This is a genomic window from Citrobacter braakii (genome assembly GCF_009648935.1).
Classification (GTDB): Bacteria; Pseudomonadota; Gammaproteobacteria; order Enterobacterales; family Enterobacteriaceae; genus Citrobacter; species Citrobacter braakii.
Map to the genome: position 1 here is coordinate 3,198,567 of NZ_CP045771.1, position 20,107 is coordinate 3,218,673.

The 20,107-nt window shown below is 50.2% G+C and carries 21 protein-coding genes and 1 pseudogene; 12 read left to right on the forward strand and 10 right to left on the reverse strand.

What is annotated here, in order from left to right; all coding sequences use genetic code 11:
• Window positions 1–228: 228 nt before the first annotated feature.
• From ychE to GFC06_RS14950, 7 genes are all read left to right on the forward strand, one after another.
• Entirely contained in the window at window positions 229–876 is a 648-nt protein-coding gene (ychE, locus tag GFC06_RS14920; protein ID WP_003020714.1) for an NAAT family transporter YchE, read from the forward strand.
• 772 nt (window positions 877–1,648) lie between these two features.
• Window positions 1,649–3,280, forward strand: a complete 1,632-nt coding sequence (gene oppA, locus GFC06_RS14925) for an oligopeptide ABC transporter substrate-binding protein OppA (protein ID WP_016153271.1) — start codon at window positions 1,649–1,651, stop codon at window positions 3,278–3,280.
• Between the two features lie 121 nt (window positions 3,281–3,401).
• The gene (gene oppB / locus GFC06_RS14930) at window positions 3,402–4,322 is read left to right on the forward strand and encodes an oligopeptide ABC transporter permease OppB (RefSeq protein ID WP_003020708.1); all 921 of its coding nucleotides are present in this window, start codon (window positions 3,402–3,404) and stop codon (window positions 4,320–4,322) included.
• 14 nt (window positions 4,323–4,336) lie between these two features.
• Window positions 4,337–5,245 carry an oligopeptide ABC transporter permease OppC gene (gene oppC / locus GFC06_RS14935; RefSeq protein WP_003020701.1) on the forward strand — a complete coding sequence of 303 codons (909 nt, stop codon included), beginning with the start codon at window positions 4,337–4,339 and terminating at the stop codon, window positions 5,243–5,245.
• 11 nt (window positions 5,246–5,256) lie between these two features.
• Window positions 5,257–6,270, forward strand: coding sequence for a murein tripeptide/oligopeptide ABC transporter ATP-binding protein OppD (oppD, locus tag GFC06_RS14940; protein WP_003833364.1), 1,014 nt, complete (start codon window positions 5,257–5,259; stop codon window positions 6,268–6,270).
• The gene (oppF, locus tag GFC06_RS14945) at window positions 6,267–7,271 is read left to right on the forward strand and encodes a murein tripeptide/oligopeptide ABC transporter ATP-binding protein OppF (protein ID WP_016156729.1); all 1,005 of its coding nucleotides are present in this window, start codon (window positions 6,267–6,269) and stop codon (window positions 7,269–7,271) included. The genes oppD and oppF overlap by 4 nt, the downstream gene beginning before the upstream one ends.
• 46 nt (window positions 7,272–7,317) lie before the next feature.
• Window positions 7,318–8,154, forward strand: coding sequence for an ion transporter (locus GFC06_RS14950; protein WP_049269434.1), 837 nt, complete (start codon window positions 7,318–7,320; stop codon window positions 8,152–8,154).
• 36 nt (window positions 8,155–8,190) lie between these two features.
• On the opposite strand, the gene GFC06_RS14955 is transcribed toward GFC06_RS14950, so the two are convergent.
• Together GFC06_RS14955 and cls are read right to left on the reverse strand one after the other, a co-directional pair.
• Window positions 8,191–8,520 (reverse strand): HI1450 family dsDNA-mimic protein, encoded by a 330-nt coding sequence (locus tag GFC06_RS14955; protein WP_003020691.1) that lies wholly within the window; start codon window positions 8,518–8,520, stop codon window positions 8,191–8,193.
• Window positions 8,521–8,554: 34 nt separating this feature from the next.
• Window positions 8,555–10,015 carry a cardiolipin synthase gene (cls, locus tag GFC06_RS14960; protein WP_016156727.1) on the reverse strand — a complete coding sequence of 487 codons (1,461 nt, stop codon included), beginning with the start codon at window positions 10,013–10,015 and terminating at the stop codon, window positions 8,555–8,557.
• 142 nt (window positions 10,016–10,157) lie between these two features.
• Between cls and GFC06_RS14965 the strand changes: the two genes are divergently transcribed.
• Window positions 10,158–10,331, forward strand: a complete 174-nt coding sequence (locus GFC06_RS14965) for a YciY family protein (RefSeq protein WP_016153268.1) — start codon at window positions 10,158–10,160, stop codon at window positions 10,329–10,331.
• A 51-nt stretch (window positions 10,332–10,382) separates the two neighbouring features.
• Here the strand turns inward: GFC06_RS14965 and GFC06_RS14970 are convergent, their stop codons facing one another.
• A complete protein-coding gene (locus tag GFC06_RS14970; protein ID WP_003020675.1) occupies window positions 10,383–10,679 on the reverse strand; it encodes a YciI family protein in 297 nt (98 codons plus the stop codon).
• A gap of 224 nt (window positions 10,680–10,903) precedes the next feature.
• On the opposite strand from GFC06_RS14970, the gene tonB reads away from it, so the two are divergent.
• Window positions 10,904–11,620 (forward strand): TonB system transport protein TonB, encoded by a 717-nt coding sequence (tonB, locus tag GFC06_RS14975; protein WP_049282557.1) that lies wholly within the window; start codon window positions 10,904–10,906, stop codon window positions 11,618–11,620.
• 75 nt (window positions 11,621–11,695) lie between these two features.
• Here tonB and yciA read toward each other — a convergent pair whose 3' ends face one another.
• The 4 genes and pseudogenes from yciA to GFC06_RS23400 all read right to left on the reverse strand — a co-directional run.
• Window positions 11,696–12,097, reverse strand: a complete 402-nt coding sequence (gene yciA / locus GFC06_RS14980) for an acyl-CoA thioester hydrolase YciA (protein ID WP_016153266.1) — start codon at window positions 12,095–12,097, stop codon at window positions 11,696–11,698.
• Between the two features lie 165 nt (window positions 12,098–12,262).
• Window positions 12,263–12,802: a septation protein A gene (locus GFC06_RS14985; protein ID WP_016153265.1), complete on the reverse strand. Its 540-nt coding sequence runs from the start codon at window positions 12,800–12,802 to the stop codon at window positions 12,263–12,265.
• Between the two features lie 54 nt (window positions 12,803–12,856).
• Window positions 12,857–13,600, reverse strand: coding sequence for a YciC family protein (locus GFC06_RS14990; protein WP_016153264.1), 744 nt, complete (start codon window positions 13,598–13,600; stop codon window positions 12,857–12,859).
• A 28-nt stretch (window positions 13,601–13,628) separates the two neighbouring features.
• Window positions 13,629–13,715: pseudogene (locus GFC06_RS23400) on the reverse strand (YkgJ family cysteine cluster protein); the annotation flags it as partial.
• A gap of 283 nt (window positions 13,716–13,998) precedes the next feature.
• Between GFC06_RS23400 and ompW the strand changes: the two are divergent.
• The 3 genes from ompW to GFC06_RS15005 all read left to right on the forward strand — a co-directional run bounded on the left by ompW (window position 13,999) and on the right by GFC06_RS15005 (window position 16,703).
• Window positions 13,999–14,637, forward strand: coding sequence for an outer membrane protein OmpW (ompW, locus tag GFC06_RS14995; protein WP_016153263.1), 639 nt, complete (start codon window positions 13,999–14,001; stop codon window positions 14,635–14,637).
• Window positions 14,638–14,769: 132 nt separating this feature from the next.
• Entirely contained in the window at window positions 14,770–15,045 is a 276-nt protein-coding gene (locus GFC06_RS15000; RefSeq protein ID WP_016153262.1) for a hypothetical protein, read from the forward strand.
• A gap of 185 nt (window positions 15,046–15,230) precedes the next feature.
• The gene (locus GFC06_RS15005) at window positions 15,231–16,703 is read left to right on the forward strand and encodes a GGDEF domain-containing protein (RefSeq protein WP_016153261.1); all 1,473 of its coding nucleotides are present in this window, start codon (window positions 15,231–15,233) and stop codon (window positions 16,701–16,703) included.
• Window positions 16,704–16,735: 32 nt separating this feature from the next.
• On the opposite strand, the gene trpA is transcribed toward GFC06_RS15005, so the two are convergent.
• The 3 genes from trpA to trpCF are packed head-to-tail and all read right to left on the reverse strand — an operon-like array spanning window position 16,736 to window position 20,104.
• A complete protein-coding gene (gene trpA / locus GFC06_RS15010) occupies window positions 16,736–17,542 on the reverse strand; it encodes a tryptophan synthase subunit alpha (protein ID WP_053388565.1) in 807 nt (268 codons plus the stop codon).
• Window positions 17,542–18,735, reverse strand: a complete 1,194-nt coding sequence (gene trpB, locus GFC06_RS15015; RefSeq protein WP_003020645.1) for a tryptophan synthase subunit beta — start codon at window positions 18,733–18,735, stop codon at window positions 17,542–17,544. Before trpB ends, trpA begins: the two co-directional genes overlap by 1 nt.
• A 10-nt stretch (window positions 18,736–18,745) precedes the next feature.
• Window positions 18,746–20,104, reverse strand: a complete 1,359-nt coding sequence (gene trpCF / locus GFC06_RS15020) for a bifunctional indole-3-glycerol-phosphate synthase TrpC/phosphoribosylanthranilate isomerase TrpF (RefSeq protein WP_151223144.1) — start codon at window positions 20,102–20,104, stop codon at window positions 18,746–18,748.
• Between the last annotated feature and the right edge of the window lie 3 nt (window positions 20,105–20,107).

A 20,107-nucleotide genomic window follows, 5' to 3' on the forward strand; every position in this document is an offset into this window, starting at 1 on the left:
TTCAGCAGGCCCTTTTAGCGTTTATCGGTAAGTGTTAATGAATTGATGGGGTGAATGCTATTAACATTAGCATATTTAATACATATTAATAACACCAAGTATTGGAAGTGTATTTACGTAGATATACACAGATAGAAGGTGAAGTATGCTGACAAAAGGCGTATCTTCAGCGCGGATTTTATCAATTTTTATGACTCATTTTATCCGGCTAACGCTTCGGAGCTAACCGTGATCCAAACGCTATTTGATTTTCCTGTCTATTTTAAATTTTTCATTGGGTTATTCGCATTGGTTAACCCGGTCGGGATCATCCCAGTCTTTATCAGTATGACCAGCTATCAAACGGCTGCTGCGCGAAATAAAACCAACCTTACGGCAAACCTGTCGGTTGCCATCATCCTGTGGACCTCGCTGTTCCTTGGTGACGGTATTCTGCAGCTCTTCGGTATCTCGATAGATTCGTTCAGGATTGCCGGCGGCATTCTGGTGGTGACTATCGCAATGTCGATGATTAGCGGAAAACTGGGCGAAGATAAGCAAAACAAACAGGAAAAATCAGAAACAGCAATCCGCGAAAGTATCGGCGTAGTGCCGCTGGCATTGCCGTTAATGGCGGGGCCGGGGGCGATAAGCTCAACTATTGTTTGGGGTACGCGCTATCACAGTGCGATTAACCTGTTTGGTTTTTTTGTGGCGATTGCGTTGTTTGCCCTGTGCTGTTGGGGACTGTTCCGCATGGCACCGTGGCTGGTACGGCTGCTGGGCCAAACCGGTATCAACGTCATTACGCGTATTATGGGGTTGTTGTTAATGGCCTTAGGGATCGAATTCATTGTGACTGGAATCAAGTCCATTTTCCCCGGTTTACTTGCCTGATATTCCTCTTCGGCATCAACGGAGCCTCTTTCGGCTCCGTTTCCTTTCGTTATTAGTAAAACTTCTCACTAAAGTTGAAAATCAGCATAGAAATATAAAAAATTCTGATGGCCATTCATTAATTTATTCATTGATTTTATAGATATAACGCTCAGTAGGCCACCAGAGGGATCCCGACGTCACTGTTATTTTATTAACATCATACTCTGGGGCTTGCTGAAGGATTATCGAAATGTTATTAGTTATTTCAGCGTTTTTTTTAGATGAATGTGCTAATTAATAACCAATTGTTAAATTTATGTGCATTTTGGCGTGGTGTTGACACAGGACTGGGGGGTTAACACTGCGCGTGGTGCAATATATTGATTTTTATCGCTTTATTGTCACAATCTTTCATTCGTAAGACTTTTTTAGTGAGATTTATTTCCAATAAAAGAGAATTGGTTAACAAATTTGTAAAATGTATTGGCGGTTAAGAAACGCATTTGATACTTTCCGGCCAGGTATTATGCAGAAGAATTCACGTTGATGAGAATCATTTTCAATTAATTTCTCTCAACAGGGTAATAACGTGTTTCCGGCAGGGGAGGCACGTAGGCAATCGACGCAAGGCGGTCATACGAATCGCCAGAAATAAATAAAGTCGGTGATAGCAAGCAGTAAAACAAGAAACTACCTGACGGCAGAAAATCTCCGGTGCCGTACAGGGATCCTGACAGAATTAACAGTCTGGTTAAAAAACCAGCCATAATAATGAGGGAGTACAAACACAATGACTAACATCACTAAAAAAAGTTTAGTAGCTGCGGGGATCCTAACTGCGCTAATCGCTGGGAATGTTGCTACGGCGGCAGTTGTACCAGCCGGTGTGCAGCTTGCTGAAAAGCAGACTCTGGTGCGTAATAACGGTTCGGAAGTTCAGTCACTCGATCCACATAAAATCGAAGGTGTACCTGAATCCAATATCAACCGTGACCTGTTTGAAGGTTTATTAATCAGCGATGTCGATGGCAAACCATCGCCTGGCGTGGCTGAAAAGTGGGAAAATAAAGACTTTAAGGTGTGGACATTCCATCTGCGTAAAGACGCTAAATGGTCTGACGGCACGCCTGTTACCGCGCAAGATTTCGTGTATAGCTGGCAACGCCTGGCTAATCCAAATACCGCGTCACCGTACGCCAGTTATTTACAGTACGGTCACATTGTCAATATTGACGATATTATCGCCGGCAAAAAGCCGATCACCGATCTCGGTGTCAAAGCTCTCGACGATCATACATTTGAAGTCACCCTGAGCGAGCCTGTTCCTTATTTCTACAAATTGCTTGTGCACTCATCCGTTTCTCCGGTTCCTAAAGCAGCGGTTGAAAAATACGGTGAGAAATGGACCCAGCCCGCTAACATCGTTACCAACGGCGCCTATAAGCTGAAAGACTGGGTGGTCAACGAGCGCATTGTACTTGAGCGTAACACCAACTACTGGGACAACGCCAAAACGGTTATTAACCAGGTTACCTACCTGCCAATTTCTTCTGAAGTGACTGACGTTAACCGCTATCGCAGCGGCGAAATCGACATGACCTATAACAACATGCCGATCGAGTTATTCCAGAAACTGAAAAAAGAGATCCCGAACGAAGTTCACGTTGACCCGTATCTGTGCACCTATTATTACGAAATCAACAACCAGAAAGCACCGTTCAACGATGTTCGTGTTCGTACCGCCCTGAAACTGGCGTTGGATCGTGACATTATCGTCAACAAAGTTAAAAACCAGGGGGACCTGCCGGCGTATAGCTTTACCCCTCCTTACACCGATGGCGCGAAACTGGTTGAACCTGAGTGGTTCAAATGGTCTCAGGAAAAACGTAATGAAGAAGCGAAAAAACTGCTGGCTGAAGCCGGGTATACCGCTGAAAAACCGTTGACCTTTGACCTGCTGTATAACACCTCAGATCTGCATAAAAAGCTGGCCATCGCTGCGGCATCTATCTGGAAGAAAAATCTGGGCGCCAACGTGAAGCTGGAAAACCAGGAATGGAAAACGTTCCTCGATACGCGCCATCAGGGTAACTATGATGTTTCGCGTGCGGGCTGGTGTGCGGATTACAACGAACCAACATCCTTCCTGAATATGGTACTGTCTGACAGCTCCAACAACACCGTCCACTATAAGAGCCCGGCGTTTGATAAGCTGATTGCGGATACGCTGAAAGTGACTGATGAAGCGCAGCGCAGCGAACTGTATTCGAAAGCGGAACAGCAACTGGATAAAGATTCTGCGATTGTACCGGTTTATTACTATGTTAACGCCCGCCTGGTGAAACCATGGGTTGGCGGATACTCCGGTAAAGACCCGATGGATAATATCCACGTTAAAGACTTGTATATTATCAAGCATTAATGGCAAGACGTGGGGCAATCATTTTGCCCCACAGTGTCTTTTTTCTTCGAACTATTAACACCGCTTTACCTGAACGTCGGGGTAGAAGAGGTGTAAAGGCACACGCCAGAAGGTACGGGCAATGTTAAAATTTATATTACGTCGCTGTCTGGAAGCGATTCCGACGCTGTTTATACTTATTACGATTTCATTCTTTATGATGCGCCTTGCGCCGGGAAGTCCATTCACCGGGGAACGCGCGTTACCGCCAGAGGTACTGGCTAATATCGAAGCGAAATATCATCTTAACGATCCTATCTCGACGCAGTACTTCAGCTACCTCAAGCAGCTGGCGCATGGCGATTTTGGGCCATCTTTTAAATATAAAGACTATACGGTAAACGACCTCGTGGCCTCGAGCTTTCCGGTTTCTGCGAAGCTGGGAGCTGCGGCCTTTATTCTGGCGGTCCTCGTTGGCGTTAGCGCTGGGGTGATAGCCGCGCTGAAACAAAATACGCGTTGGGACTACACGGTGATGGGGGTGGCAATGACCGGAGTGGTTATCCCCAGTTTCGTGGTCGCTCCCTTATTGGTCATGATATTTGCCATAACCTTGAAATGGCTGCCCGGAGGCGGCTGGAACGGCGGGGCGTTGAAATTTATGATCCTGCCGATGGTGGCCTTGTCACTGGCTTATATCGCCAGTATCGCCCGTATTACCCGCGGTTCGATGATTGAAGTGCTGCACTCTAACTTTATTCGTACCGCGCGCGCTAAAGGGTTGCCGATGCGGCGGATTATTTTCCGCCATGCGTTAAAACCTGCGCTGTTGCCTGTGCTGTCCTATATGGGACCAGCATTTGTCGGCATTATTACCGGTTCGATGGTTATTGAAACCATCTATGGTTTGCCGGGCATTGGCCAGCTGTTCGTCAATGGCGCGTTAAACCGCGACTATTCGCTGGTCCTGAGCCTCACCATACTGGTAGGCACGCTGACCATCGTGTTTAACGCGATTGTTGACGTGCTGTATGCCGTTATCGACCCGAAAATTCGTTACTGATACTGGAGCTCGCTATGATGTTAAGTAAGAAAAACAGCGAAGCGCTGGAAAATTTCAGTGAAAAGCTGGAGGTCGAGGGCCGCAGTCTGTGGCAGGACGCGCGTCGACGCTTTATGCATAACCGCGCGGCGGTAGCAAGCCTGGTCGTGCTGGTGATTATTGCGCTGTTTGTGACGCTGGCGCCGATGCTGTCGCAGTTTACCTACTTCGATACCGACTGGGGCATGATGTCCAGCGCGCCGGATACAGAATCTGGACACTATTTCGGCACCGACTCGTCAGGTCGAGACCTGCTGGTTCGTGTGGCGATTGGCGGTCGCATCTCGTTGATGGTCGGCATTGCCGCGGCGTTGGTCGCGGTAGTTGTCGGCACGCTATACGGTTCTCTGTCGGGCTACCTCGGCGGTAAAATCGACTCGGTGATGATGCGTCTGCTGGAAATCCTCAACTCCTTCCCGTTCATGTTCTTCGTGATTCTGCTGGTCACCTTCTTTGGGCAAAATATCCTGCTGATTTTTGTCGCTATTGGGATGGTATCCTGGCTGGATATGGCGCGTATCGTGCGTGGGCAAACGCTGAGTCTTAAGCGCAAAGAGTTTATTGAAGCAGCGCAAGTGGGTGGGGTATCTACCGTGCGCATCGTTATCCGTCATATTGTGCCGAACGTGCTGGGCGTGGTGGTGGTGTACGCTTCGTTGCTGGTGCCCAGCATGATCCTGTTTGAATCCTTCCTGAGCTTTTTGGGATTAGGGACGCAGGAGCCGTTAAGTAGCTGGGGGGCGTTGCTGAGTGATGGTGCCAACTCGATGGAAGTCTCACCATGGCTGCTGCTGTTCCCGGCAGGATTCCTGGTGGTCACTTTGTTCTGTTTTAACTTTATTGGCGATGGCCTGCGTGATGCCCTCGACCCGAAAGACCGTTAAGGAGTGCAGCCATGAGCGTAATTGAAACCTCAACCGCGCCGCTCGCGCAACAACAGGCTAACGCACTGCTGAACGTTAAAGATCTGCGCGTGACGTTTGCCACCCCCGACGGCGATGTGACTGCGGTAAACGATTTAAACTTTTCTCTGCGAGCTGGAGAAACGCTGGGTATTGTTGGGGAATCCGGTTCAGGTAAATCGCAAACGGCCTTTGCCCTGATGGGCCTGCTGGCAGCAAATGGCCGTATCGGAGGTTCTGCAACTTTCAACGGACGTGAAATTCTGAATTTACCGGAACGAGAGTTGAACAAACTGCGCGCCGAGCAAATCTCGATGATTTTCCAGGACCCGATGACCTCTCTCAATCCGTACATGCGAGTCGGCGAGCAGTTGATGGAAGTTCTCATGCTGCATAAAGGCATGAGCAAAGCGGAAGCCTTTGAAGAATCGGTCAGAATGCTGGATGCGGTGAAAATGCCGGAAGCGCGTAAGCGTATGAAAATGTATCCGCATGAATTCTCCGGCGGGATGCGTCAGCGCGTGATGATCGCCATGGCGCTGTTGTGCAGGCCTAAATTACTGATAGCCGATGAGCCGACTACCGCGCTCGATGTTACGGTACAGGCGCAAATCATGACCCTGCTGAATGAACTGAAAAGCGAATTCAACACTGCGATTATCATGATCACCCACGATCTGGGAGTAGTTGCCGGTATTTGCGATAAAGTTTTGGTGATGTACGCCGGACGTACCATGGAATATGGCAGTGCACGAGATGTCTTTTATAAGCCCGTTCATCCGTATTCGATTGGTTTGCTGAATGCCGTACCTCGTCTGGATGCCGAAGGGGAAGAGATGCTGACTATCCCGGGCAACCCGCCGAACCTGTTGCGTCTACCAAAAGGCTGTCCATTCCAGCCGCGTTGCCCGCATGCGATGGAAATCTGTAGCAGTGCTCCGCCACTGGAAGAGTTTAGTCCGGGCCGCCTGCGCGCCTGCTTTAAACCGGTGGAGGAACTGGTATGAATGCGGTCACCGAACAACGAAAAGTGCTCCTTGAAATTGCCGATCTTAAAGTCCATTTCGACATTAAAGACGGCAAGCAGTGGTTCTGGCAGCCGTCTAAAACCCTGAAAGCGGTTGATGGCGTGACTCTGCGACTGTATGAAGGTGAAACCCTGGGCGTGGTCGGCGAATCAGGCTGTGGAAAATCGACTTTTGCCCGTGCGATTATTGGCCTGGTGAAAGCCACCGATGGAAAAGTCGCCTGGCTGGGTAAAGATTTACTGGGCATGAAACCCGATGAGTGGCGGGAAGTGCGTAGCGATATTCAGATGATTTTCCAGGATCCGCTGGCATCACTGAATCCGCGCATGACCATCGGTGAAATCATTGCCGAACCGCTGCGGACTTATCATCCGAACCTGTCTGGTCAGGAAGTCCGCGACCGTGTGAAGGCGATGATGATGAAGGTGGGGTTGCTGCCAAATCTGATTAACCGCTACCCGCATGAATTTTCAGGCGGTCAGTGTCAGCGTATTGGTATTGCCCGTGCGCTGATCCTCGAGCCGAAGCTGATTATTTGCGATGAACCGGTTTCGGCGCTGGACGTATCCATTCAGGCCCAGGTGGTGAACCTGTTACAACAGCTCCAGCGTGAAATGGGATTATCGTTAATCTTTATTGCTCACGACCTGGCGGTGGTGAAACATATCTCCGATCGCGTGCTGGTCATGTATCTCGGACACGCGGTGGAATTAGGGACTTATGATGAGGTGTACCATAATCCGCTGCACCCTTATACCAAAGCGTTGATGTCTGCAGTGCCGATTCCCGACCCGGATCAGGAAAGGAACAAGGTTATCCAGTTGCTGGAAGGCGAATTGCCGTCGCCGATTAATCCTCCTTCCGGCTGCGTGTTCCGTACGCGCTGCCCGATTGCCGGACCGGAATGCGCAAAAACCCGCCCGGTTCTCGAAGGAAGTTTCCGCCACGCAGTTTCCTGCCTGAAAGTAGACCCGCTATAATCCTGAGGGCTGACAAAGGTCAGCCCTTCTTTTTGGTGAGGTATATGTGTCAGGTTTAGTCTCTTCTGTCCGCCGCGCGCTCTATCGCAAATTATTCGATTTAAACACCCGTTCAGGGCGTCGCTTTGAAGGTATGTGCGCGCTGTTCGCCTTGCTCAGCGTTATTGTTATCTTCATTGAGTCCGGCGTCGGGACGCAATACCATTTAACCTTTGAGGAATGGCGCATTTTTGTCTGGCTGGAGATCTTTATTACTCTGGTCTTTACCCTCGAATATTTTCTTCGCTTATGCAGTTGGGCCAATCCCGCTAAATATGTGTTTAGCTTCTGGGGGATTATCGATCTGGCCACCATTCTACCGCTGTACGTGATGTGGCTATGGCCTGAAATCAGTTTGAGCTATGTCTTCGCCTGGCGAGCGATGCGTGTCCTGCGCGTCTTGCGTATTCTCAAGCTGCTGCGTTTTATGCCTTCTCTGCGAGTGTTCTGGAATGCGTTAAAAAGCGCCCGTCATCAACTGATGTTGTTCTATTCCTTTATTGCCATTCTGATGGTTGTTTTCGGCGCGATGATGTATCTGATAGAAGGGCCCAAATATGGCTTTACTACGCTGAATGCGTCTGTGTATTGGGCAATTGTTACGGTCACCACTGTCGGCTACGGTGACATTACACCGCACACGCCGTTGGGACGCATGGTGGCGTCAGTGCTTATCCTGATTGGATACTCTGTGATTGCGATACCGACCGGATTGATAACCACACACATGAGCAGTGCGTTCCAACAGCGAGGATATCAGCGTAGATGCCCGCAGTGTCAGCAGGCGCAGCATGAACATAGTGCGCAGTTTTGTAACCGCTGCGGAAGTAAACTGCCGGGATAAAAATGAAAAAAGCTGCGAGAGCAGCTTTTTTGTTTGTTACTCGCGCCAGAGAATATGGCAGAGTTTGTGATCTTTTTCGCGACATAATAAAACGCGCGCAAAAATATCGTTAATCTCGCCGTCTTCTGTATCTGCCAGACCAATCACTACTTCGGCAAAGAAGTCAGGGTTCAGGTCAAAATCAACATGCTCCTGCCAGTCTTCTGCCGGGTCGAATAACTCGGCACCACCGCGCTCTTCAAACTGTAAATTGAACAGAATGATGTCGGCTGGATCCAGGTTGTCCGCAGCCAGTTCGAGAAAAATATCGTAAGCCTGCTCAAGCGTTTCGTCTTCAGTCAGGCGATTGTTCAAATCCATATCCATAATGACTACCTGTTTACTGTCTGATGGGCACGTTTTACAGCAACGGACTAAAGAAGTAAAACAGTCGCTCAGCGATCCGCTGCCAGAGTGGTCGTTTTACCCACAAACGGGCATCAAGCAGACGGGAACGCGAAATATAATCATCCTGTACTGCCGCGAGATCGCCACCGAATCCGGCATCATCAATGACCAGCGTGATTTCAAAATTGAGCCACAGACTGCGCATATCCAGGTTAACGGTACCGACCAGGCTCAGCTCGCCATCGACCAGTACGCTCTTGGTGTGCAGTAAGCCACCTTCGAACTGATAGATTTTAACGCCAGCCGCCAGCAACTCAGTGAAAAAGGCCCGGCTTGCCCAGCCAACCAGCAGGGAATCATTCTTGCGTGGAAGAATAATACTGACGTCGACCCCGCGCTGCGCCGCTGTACAGATCGCGTGCAGCAGATCGTCGCTGGGAACGAAGTAGGGCGTGGTCATAATTAAATATTCACGCGCCGAATAAGCTGCGGTTAACAGCGCCTGATGAATCAAATCTTCAGGGAAACCAGGTCCCGAAGCGATTGTGTGAATGGTGTGGCCGCTGGCCTGCTCAAACGGCATGATATTGACGTCTGGCGGCGGGGGCAGAATGCGCTTGCCGGTCTCAATTTCCCAGTCGCAGGAATAGACAATACCCATAGCGGTGGCTACCGGGCCTTCCATTCTCGCCATCAAATCCACCCATTGCCCGACGCCGGCATCTTGTTTGAAGAAACGGGGATCGACCATGTTCATGCTGCCGGTATAAGCAATATAGTTATCGATCATGATCATTTTGCGGTGCTGACGCAGGTCCATACGGCGTAAAAATACACGCATCAGGTTTACTTTCAGCGCTTCAACAACCTCGATACCCGCGTTACGCATCATCGCCGCCCATGGGCTGCGAAAGAACGCCACGCTACCCGCGGAGTCCAGCATCAGGCGACAGTGAATTCCACGCCTTGCGGCAGCCATTAATGACTCAGCGACCTGATCGGCCATACCGCCCGGTTGCCAGATGTAGAACACCATCTCGATGTTGTGACGCGCCAGTTGAATATCACGGATCAATGCCTGCATCACGTCCTCTGAACTGGTGAGCAACTGCAATTGATTCCCTTTAACGCCAGCGATTCCCTGACGACGCTCGCACAGCTTAAATAAGGATGACGCGACGCTGCTGTTTTCCTGCGCAAAAATATGCTTACAGGCTTTAAGATCGTTCAGCCACTTGGCCGTTGACGGCCACATTGCCCGGGCGCGTTCGGCGCGACGTTTACCCAGGTGGAGCTCACCGAAGGAAAGATAAGCAATGATCCCTACCAATGGCAGAATATAGATGATCAAAAGCCAGGCCATTGCGGAGGGCACTGCGCGTCGTTTCATTAGAATGCGTAATGTTACGCCAGCAATGAGTACCCAGTAACCCAGAATGACCAGCCAACTCACCACGGTGTAGAAGGTTGTCATAAATTTAAAAATCCTTTTGAAAGCGTATTGTTAAGAGTTTACGCATCAGGATTAATCTGGCAAATAAAAACACGGGAAAACCACTGGTCTGCATTCGGTGTGGCGTTATAATGGCCGCTCAGTGACTGAAAGAGTAGTAAACATGAAGCGTAGTAGAACGGAAGTGGGACGCTGGCGGATGCTGCGTCAGGCTAGCCGCCGTAAAGCACGTTGGCTTGAAGGACAATCGCGCCGTAATATGCGTATCCATACCATCAGAAAGTGTATTCTCAACCATCAACGTAACTCGTTGCTGTTTGCGATCCACAACATCTGATCTCAAAAGGGCACCGCTGTCGGTGCCCAATGTCTGCTTTTCGTTTTGTTTTTAAAATACTTTTTTGTACGGTTTTACTGAAACCTGCGCGTAAACACCTGCCGCCACGTAGGGATCGGCTTCCGCCCACGCCTGCGCGGCTTCTAAAGATTCAAATTCTGCAATCACCGTTGAGCCGGTAAAGCCTGCGGCGCCCGGATCGTTACTGTCAACCGCTGGCATAGGACCCGCCGTGAGCAAACGGCCTTCGTCATGAAGGAGTTGCAGACGAGCCAGATGAGCAGGGCGTACGGAAAGACGTTTTTCGAGAGAGTCTGCGATATCTTGAGCGTAAATAACGTACAGCACGGGTAGAGCTCCTTGAACGGTAAAAGGTCATATTTACGTTATTGGAAAGGCCTGGTAACTGCAACGGAAAGATAACTAATATGTTAAGGCCATACTTTGAAAATGGTTTTTTATCATAAAATCGCGTTTTAAATGCCAGTTAGCTTCACGGTCTTATTGAATATGATTGCTATTTGCATTTAAAATCAGGGCCTGGTTTTTTTACTGAAACGATTATGACTTCAATGACCCTTGATTTACCTCGTCGCTTTCCCTGGCCTACGTTACTTTCTGTCGGCATTCATGGTGCTGTAGTGGCAGGTTTGCTGTATACCTCGGTACATCAGGTTATTGAACTGCCTGCGCCAGCGCAGCCGATCTCCGTTACGATGGTTGCGCCTGCCGATCTTGAACCGCCTCAGGCCGTTCAGCCGCCGCCGGAACCCGTCGTCGAGCCTGAACCGGAGCCAGAACCGATCCCCGAACCGCCAAAAGAAGCGCCGGTAGTGATTGAGAAACCGAAGCCGAAACCTAAGCCGAAGCCAAAACCGGTGAAAAAGGTGGAAGAGCAGCCGAAGCGTGATGTTAAACCAGCAGAGCCGCGTCCGACGTCCCCGTTTGAAAATACGGCGCCTGCGCGTCCAACAACCAGTACCGCTCCGGCAACCACTAAACCGGCGGTGAGCGTACCATCGGGTCCGCGAGCCTTAAGTCGTAATCAGCCTCAATATCCGGCACGTGCACAGGCATTACGCATTGAAGGCCGTGTGAAGGTCAAATTTGACGTGACCTCGGATGGCCGGGTTGAAAATGTGGAAGTTCTGTCCGCACAGCCTGCGAATATGTTTGAGCGTGAAGTGAAAAATGCGATGCGCAGATGGCGTTATGAAGCCGGTAAGCCAGGCTCCGGGCTGGTGGTGAATATTGTTTTCCGCCTGAACGGCACAACACAGATCGAGTAAGCATCAGGCCGGATTTGGCGTTACGCCGCCAAATCCGGCAGAATGATTGCCGGATGGCGATGCTTGCGCGTGCTATCAGGCCAGGGAGGGAATCGGCCGCGGTTTACCGTCTTTATCAACGGCAACGTAGATAAACAGGGCTTCGGTAGCTTTATAACGCTGACCGATAGGTTCTGAAGCGACTTTCTTCACCCAGACTTCAATATTAATGCTGATCGAGGTCGTCCCGCGTTTCACGCAGCGCGCATAGCAACAAACCACATCGCCCACGGCAACCGGGCGCAAAAAGCTCATTCCTTCAACCCGCACCGTTACCACGCGACCATGTGCGATCTCTTTGGCCTGAATAGCGCCACCTATATCCATTTGTGACATCAGCCAGCCACCAAAAATATCACCGTTCGCGTTGGTATCGGCAGGCATAGCCAGAGTGCGTAAAACCAGTTCGCCCTGGGGAGTGTTATTCGTTGTTGTCATTGTAGAACCGACTATAGAGAAAGATTACAGGCGCGATGCTACTAGAATTTACGCGCTGAGAACAGAGGGGATGCGGCCTGCGAGGCGGAAGTAAGCCAGGTTGATGGCAACAAGGAACGCGAAGGGATAAAAATTCGCCAGATCCGGAGATCTGGCGAGCATTTATTACGATTTATCTTCCTGCGGAAGGTGGCGGTAAATATAGACTCCGCTCAGTAACGTAAATAGTAAAGTCAGGGCGGTCAGGCCGAACACTTTAAAGTTGACCCAAATATTCTGCGGTAGCCAAAACGCGATATAGATATTCGCCAGACCGCACAGGATAAAGAAGACGGCCCAGGCGAAGTTAAGTTTTGTCCAAACCGGCTGTGGCAAGCTCAGCTCTTTACCTAACATGCGCTGAATCAGCGGCTTTTTCATTACCCATTGGCTAACCAGCAGCGCACCGGCAAACAGCCCGTAAATCACCGTTACTTTCCACTTAATGAATTCATCATTGTGGAAGAAGATGGTCAGGCCACCGAACACGGCTACCAGAACAAAAGTGATCAATGCCATCTTCTCGACCTTGCGATAGCGGACCCAGCTGTAAATCAAAACCACAGCCGTCGCAACAATCAGCGCCGAGGTCGCCGCGTAGATGTCATAGAGCTTATAAAAAGCAAAAAAGACAACCAGCGGTAAAAAATCAAGAAACTGCTTCATTCTTCGATTCCGTCATCAAAAGCACCGGGGACTAGCCCGGAATGCGTTCAGGGTTTATTGGCGAATTAGCATGTACAGGCGGAACAAATAGATCAGCAATACGGCGGAGATCATATTGCTCAGCGTATTCGCCAATACCGCGCCGACATTTGGCGTAAGTACCGCAAAACTTGGCGCAAAAAGCAACAACAACGTTTTTGCCAGCAGCCAACCGATCACTGCTGGTGCAACCAGGCGCATATTCGACCACGCCAGACGCATACTGTTGCGCATCGCGGCAAAGACACCCATTTTGTCCTGTACTAACATCACCGGTGCAAGTGCCAGCAGGATAGCCAGCAGAATACCGGGTACCACAACCAGCATAATACCGATTTGCACCAGCAGAGTAGTCAGAAAAATCAGAATAAACAGCTTCGGCAAAACCGGCGCGCTGGCACCGATGGCGCGTAACGCGCTGACCCGATGACCGGCTGAAATCAGCTGAATCATCAGGATAATACCCCCGGCGAGGATGGCATTACCAATCAGACCGGAAAACGTCGACGCCGCGGAAGCGCGTAGCAAAATTTGCTGTTGCTCCGGGGTCATGTTTTGCACCAGATCGAACAATCCCACGCTGCTGGTTAACTGATCGCCTTCACTGAGTTGCGCAATTTGTGCGTCGGTGGGAGAAAAGGCATGCCCTAACACCACTGTGATAAACGCGCACAACAACGATACCAGCAAGATGGTAATGAATTGATTACGGAAAAAGTTTCCCGTGTCACGGTAAACGGATTTCGCCGTGATAGACATGCACTCTCCTTGAGTTTTGCAGGTGTTCATTTGTGGGCAATTGTACCCTGGATAACTCTACAGTGGCAGCATCGCGCGGTGTATGGAAAAGCATATCTTTGTAAAGCCCCGGTAATTTTTGACTATGACTTCAGCGTCATGCAAGAACGTTGGTTGTTCTCTGCGCATCACGAACAAATAACCATCGCTATTCTGCAACGGAGGTCAGGTACTTGCGTGGCGAAAATATATCAAAATTGATCTGAATTAGGTTAACCAGGATTTTGAATGCAAGTTCTAACTTAATCTGGATCAATAAATGTTAAATTATCAAAGTCAATGTGATCCAGGTTAGATCACTTATTACTCCAATGTGGGTATATTCGTTCCGCTTTTATAACCATAACGATGGAGCGGACATGAAAAAATTAACAGTTGCAGCAGTGGCTTTAACAACTCTTCTCTCTGGTAACGTATTTGCGCATGAGGCCGGAGAATTCTTTATTCGTGCAGGTTCTGCCACCGTCAGACCGACGGAAGGCGCGGGTGGTACGCTGGGAAGCTTGGGTGGCTTTGATGTCAGCAATAACACGCAGTTGGGTCTGACATTTACCTACATGGCAACCGACAATATCGGTGTTGAATTACTGGCAGCCACGCCGTTCCGCCATAAAATTGGCACTGCCACAACAGGTGATATTGCGACCGTTCACCATTTACCGCCGACCTTAATGGCGCAGTGGTATTTCGGCGATTCCAGCAGCAAACTGCGTCCGTACGTTGGTGTCGGTGTGAACTACACCACCTTCTTTGACGAAGGCTTTAACAATAACGGCAAAGAAACCGGTTTATCTGACCTGAGCCTGAAAGACTCCTGGGGCGCAGCAGGGCAAGTGGGTATGGACTATCTGATTAACCGCGACTGGCTGATTAACATGTCGGTCTGGTACATGGATATCGACACCACCGCGAGCTACAAACTGGCTGGCGCGCAGCAGCATGACAGCGTCCGCCTCGATCCGTGGGTGTTTATGTTCTCCGCGGGTTATCGCTTCTAAGTCCGTGATTAAAATACTGAAAAGCTGATCGTTCCACGGTCAGCTTTTTTATTACCAGTTTATTTCTTCCTGCCTTTCTCCCCGTCGATGTAATGCTACTCTTTAAGCAAACTGGCTTTGAGGGTATTGACGATGATGTTGACTCGCCACCTGCTACAACAAAAAATCACACTTTTGGAACCTTTCACCGGAGATGAAACGGCAGAGTTCGCCGTGAGTGCCGCGCGTGATTTATTGAATTTTATGGATAAAATTGAAGTGCTGGAGAAACGCATTGCGACTCCGGTTAAACTACCTTATTGCAGCGCCAGTCCTGTTTGTGAGATTGAAGCGGGCTATGCCGCAGGCGTGAGCGATTGTCGTGAGGCCATTCGTCGGGCAGGGTATCCGATTGAGGGTGATGATTAGTTTGCATTTATGTTAACAAAAATGTGCTTTTATTGTATAAGTCTGTAACTTTAGCGCACACAATGGCGGGCTTCTAAGGCATCAGCTAAGGGACGGTTAACATTCTCAATCAACATACAGCGCAGTTATGCAACGACAGAAACGGGTAACCGGTTTGGCAATATGTTAACTATCAGGGTGAACTCGTGAAGATTGTGCAGGACAAGCTCAGAAACAGGCAGGCACTGCTGGTATCAGGGCTCATTACGTTGATATTTACGTCGTTGTTTCTGTTTATAATTTATGAGCAGCGGATGGCTGCAGTCAGTGACGGTGTTAACCGCATGCAAGCGCGCATGATGGACATTTTTAACGATAACGAGCTGATCGCCGATGCGATTGGTGAGCGCTATCACCATATTAAATCGGGTGAGCAATGTGGCGATATTTCACAATTTGTTCCCCGCAATGAGATTGAATGGGGAATTAACGCTGACCCAAAGCGTCTGCATTCGGTAACGGGGACAATTATTGCCCAGCAAGCCAGCCACAACGCGCTGTGTATGTATACGGCGGCGGAGTTTATTCGCGGTATGGTTAATGAGCTAAATCCGGGCAGCTTCGATGCACATCGTTATATTATCGCCAAAAATTCAGATTATTTTTACTGGTTTATGGCTTCCGATTCGCGCAACTTCAGTTTCTCAAATTCTGAAATGGCGCGGGATCTCACCAACTTTTTCTATCCGCCGGTCGATTTCTATACCCGACTGTTGCAAAAAAACGTCAAAAACAAAGCCCTTAGTTCAACGAACTTCTATACCGATAAAATTACCGGTGAAAAAGCTTACAGCGTGGTGAGCTATATCTACGATCTGTCTGGCAAAGAGATATCAGACCAAATCGTGGCCTATCTGGTTTATGACCATTCAAAGCCCGAATTGCAGGAAGCGTTGGCTCAAGCATTTGACTACCAGCTCCCACCTGAGCTGAATGTGGAATTGGTAAATTTGACCAACAATGAAAGTCTCTGTTTATCCGGTAAATGTACAGGTCAATCCCGTTTTTTAGTGCGCAATTTTTCGGAGAAATATGCGCTGCACTATTCGCTTTCATTAGGCCGTTTTATGACGCGCGATACCCATGCCGGGATCGTGATCCTGCTGGCGCCGTTCTTTTTCATCATGATTAGTTTCTCGCTAAAATCATGGCTGAACGAAAGCGACCTGAAGGTTTATATAGACACCCTGACCGGTTGCTTTAATCGCCGAATACTCGACATCATCAAGCGCCGAGATTTATCACACTGTTCGGTGGTGCTACTGGACTGCAATAAGTTCAAGGCCGTCAATGATACCTGGGGTCACGCGGCAGGCGATCGTGCGCTGCAAATTATCGCCAACAGGATGTTATCAAACACCCGCACCAGTCACGATATTGTGATTCGTACCGGCGGGGATGAATTTATGATCCTGCTGTTTCGCTCGCAGGCAACTGATGCCATCGCAATCGCTCAACGTATCAGCGGGCAGGTGACCAGCCATGTGTTTGTAGTGGACGGTCATACTGTGCCATTGTCAGTATCGTGGGGGATTGCAGAGGTGAACGGTGAACTGGATGTGGCTATTCAGAATGCAGATAGCGCCATGTATAAAATGAAGCACACGAAAGAAGCGTAAAACCGCCAGAAGTCTCTGGCGGTTGATTTAGCTTACTGCCGGGTGGCGGCTTTCATCGCGCTGACAAAAGCTTTCAGCTCAGCCAGCATCTGTTCCGGTATCGCAACATTTTTCTCAATGATTTTCACTATTGCCGAGCCGGAAATAGCGCCAGCAGCGCCAGCGTCAATCGCGCCGGTTACCTGTTCAGGCGCAGAGATACCAAATCCCTGTAAAGAAGGCGGAGCATCATATGCTTTCAACTTTTCGACCAGGTGATGCAGCGGTAATGCCGCTCGATTTTCTGCACCGGTCACGCCCGCACGCGAAAGCAAATAGGTATAGCCGCGGCCATGAGAGGCTATCTGGCGCAGCAGTTCTTCATCAGCGTTCGGTGGGCAGATAAAAATTGGCGCAATGTTGTGGCGGAGCGCCGCAGCTCTGAATGGCGCGGACTCTTCAACGGGAACATCGGCTACTAACACGGAATCCACGCCAACTTTTTCACACTGGGCGTAAAACTCGTCAATGCCCTTGCTAAACACCAGGTTGGCATACATCAGCAAGCCAATGGGAATCGTAGGGTGCTTCTGGCGAATCAGCGCCAGCATTTCAAAGCATTGCGACGGCGTGACGCCGGCGGCAAACGCACGCAAGGTGGCTTCCTGAATGGTTGGACCGTCAGCCAGCGGATCGGAGAACGGAATACCGAGCTCAAGGGCATCGGCACCGGCTTCAATCAGCGTATCAATGATTTTCAGTGACTGCTCAACAGACGGATCGCCCAGGGTTACGAAGGGGACAAAAGCACCTTCTTTGCGGTCCTTCAGTTGTGCAAACAGGTTTTCGTAACGTTCCATCAGATTTCCCCTCGCGCTTTCAGAATATCGTGTACGGTGAAAATGTCTTTGTCGCCGCGACCGGAGAGATTAACCACCAGTAACTGCTCTTTTTCCGGGTTTTCACGCATCATTTTCAATGCGTGTGCCAGGGCATGGGAGGACTCCAGCGCCGGAATAATCCCCTCGTGCAGACACAGCGTTTTGAAGGCCTCAAGCGCTTCGTCGTCGGTGATCGAAACATAATCGGCGCGACCAATGCTGTTCAGATACGCATGCTGCGGCCCGACAGACGGGAAATCCAGCCCCGCGGAAATAGAGTAAGACTCTTCAATCTGTCCTTCTTCGGTCTGCATCATCGGGGATTTCATGCCGAAGTAAATCCCGACACGACCATGCTTCAACGGTGCGCCATGTTCCCCTGACTCAATCCCATGACCGCCAGGCTCGACGCCAATCAGACCGACGCTGGTTTCATTAATAAAGTCCGCGAACATACCGATGGCGTTAGAACCTCCGCCCACGCAGGCGATAACCGCGTCCGGCAGGCGACCTTCTTTTTCAAGGATCTGCGCTTTAGTTTCCTCGCCGATCATGCGCTGAAATTCACGAACAATGGTCGGGAAGGGATGTGGACCCGCCGCCGTACCGAGCATATAGTGCGCGGTATCGTAGCTGCCAGACCAGTCGCGCAGCGCTTCGTTACAGGCATCTTTCAGGGTTGCAGAACCGCTGTGAACCGGGATAACTTCAGCCCCCATCAGACGCATACGGAAAACGTTTGGCGACTGGCGTTCAACGTCTTTTGCACCCATATAAATACGGCATTTCAGCCCCAGCAGTGCGCTGGCGAGAGCTGATGCAACACCGTGCTGGCCCGCGCCGGTTTCGGCGATGATCTCCGTTTTCCCCATACGCTTCGCCAGCAACGCCTGGCCCAACACCTGGTTGGTTTTGTGCGCGCCGCCGTGCAGCAAATCTTCACGTTTGAGATACAGCGTAGTGTTGGTGCCTTGAGTAATGTTCTGGCATTTGGTCAGGGCAGTTGGACGACCAGCATAGTTTTTCAGCAGGTCTGTAAACTGCGCCTGAAATTCAGGATCCTTTTGCGCGCTGACAAAAGCTTCTTCCAGCTGGCGCAGGGCAGGCATCAGAATCTGTGGCACATACATACCGCCAAATTCACCAAAATACGGATTGAGTAATGTTGTCATGTCCTTTTCCTTAATATGCGCGCAGCGTCTGAAAGACCGAAGCCAAAAGACGTGCATCCTTGATGCCCGGCTGTGACTCTACGCCAGAATTGAAATCGAGACCGGCACAGCCGGTTTTTGCCGCGTCAACGCAGTTATCAGCGCCGAGTCCGCCAGCCAGTAAAACGTTATCCAGCGATTGTCCGCCTAAAAGTGACCAGTCGAAGCGTTGACCGCTGCCGCCCTGACCATTGTCGAATACGTATTTATCGACGTGCTGATAATCACGAGCTGGCAACGTTTCGCTGACGCTTAACGCCTTCCAGATTTGCACCTGTTCGGGTAGCGCGTCGCGCAGGGCGTCAACATAGGCCTGGTCTTCGCTACCATGCAATTGCACGGCTGTTAGCCCCAGAGCCACCGCTGTTTCACGCACGTCGGTGATCTCTGCGTTGCGAAACACCCCGACATATTGCAGCGGTGCGCCGGTCATGACCTCGCGCGCGTGTTCAACGCTGACCGCGCGTGGCGATGTGGACACAAAAATCAACCCGCCGTATATGGCACCCGCTTCGTATGCCGCGTTTGCATCCTGAGGCCGGGTTAAACCGCAGACTTTATTTTCGCCGAGCAGAACTCGACGCACGGCAGCATGCAGATCATCATGCGACATCAACGCAGAGCCAATCAGAAAACCGTTGGCGAAGTGGCTGAGTTCTCGCACTTGACCATAGGTATTGATACCCGACTCGCTGATGACGGTTACGCCATGACCTAGTCGCGGCGCCAGTTGGCGGGTGCGATTCAGATCAATCGACAGGTCGCGTAAATCACGGTTGTTGATACCGACGACTTTGGCACCCAGTGCGATAGCACGCTCCAGCTCTTCATCGTTACTGACTTCGGTCAGTACGCCCATTTTCAAACTGTGGGCGACGGCGGCGAGTTGACGATATTGCTCATCATCAAGCACCGACAGCATCAGCAGACAGGCGTCCGCCTGATAGAAGCGCGCCAGGTAAATCTGGTAAGGATCGATAATAAAGTCCTTACACAGAATCGGTTGCGGTGCGATGCGGCTGACGATGGGCAGGAAATCAAAGCTCCCCTGGAAATATTTCTCATCGGTCAGTACGGAAATCGCGGAAGCATATTGTTTATATACGCCCGCAATCTGTGCCGGGTCGAAGTCATCACGGATCACGCCTTTTGACGGAGACGCTTTTTTGCACTCCAGAATAAAGGCGGTGCGTGCACCTTGCAGCGCATCGTAGAAATCACGAGAGCTGGGTTGAACATCATTCTGAAAGCTGGCCAGCGGTTGTTGCTGTTTGCGGGCTTCTACCCAAATCGCCTTGTCTGCGACAATTTTCGCTAAAACGGTTTGCATCAT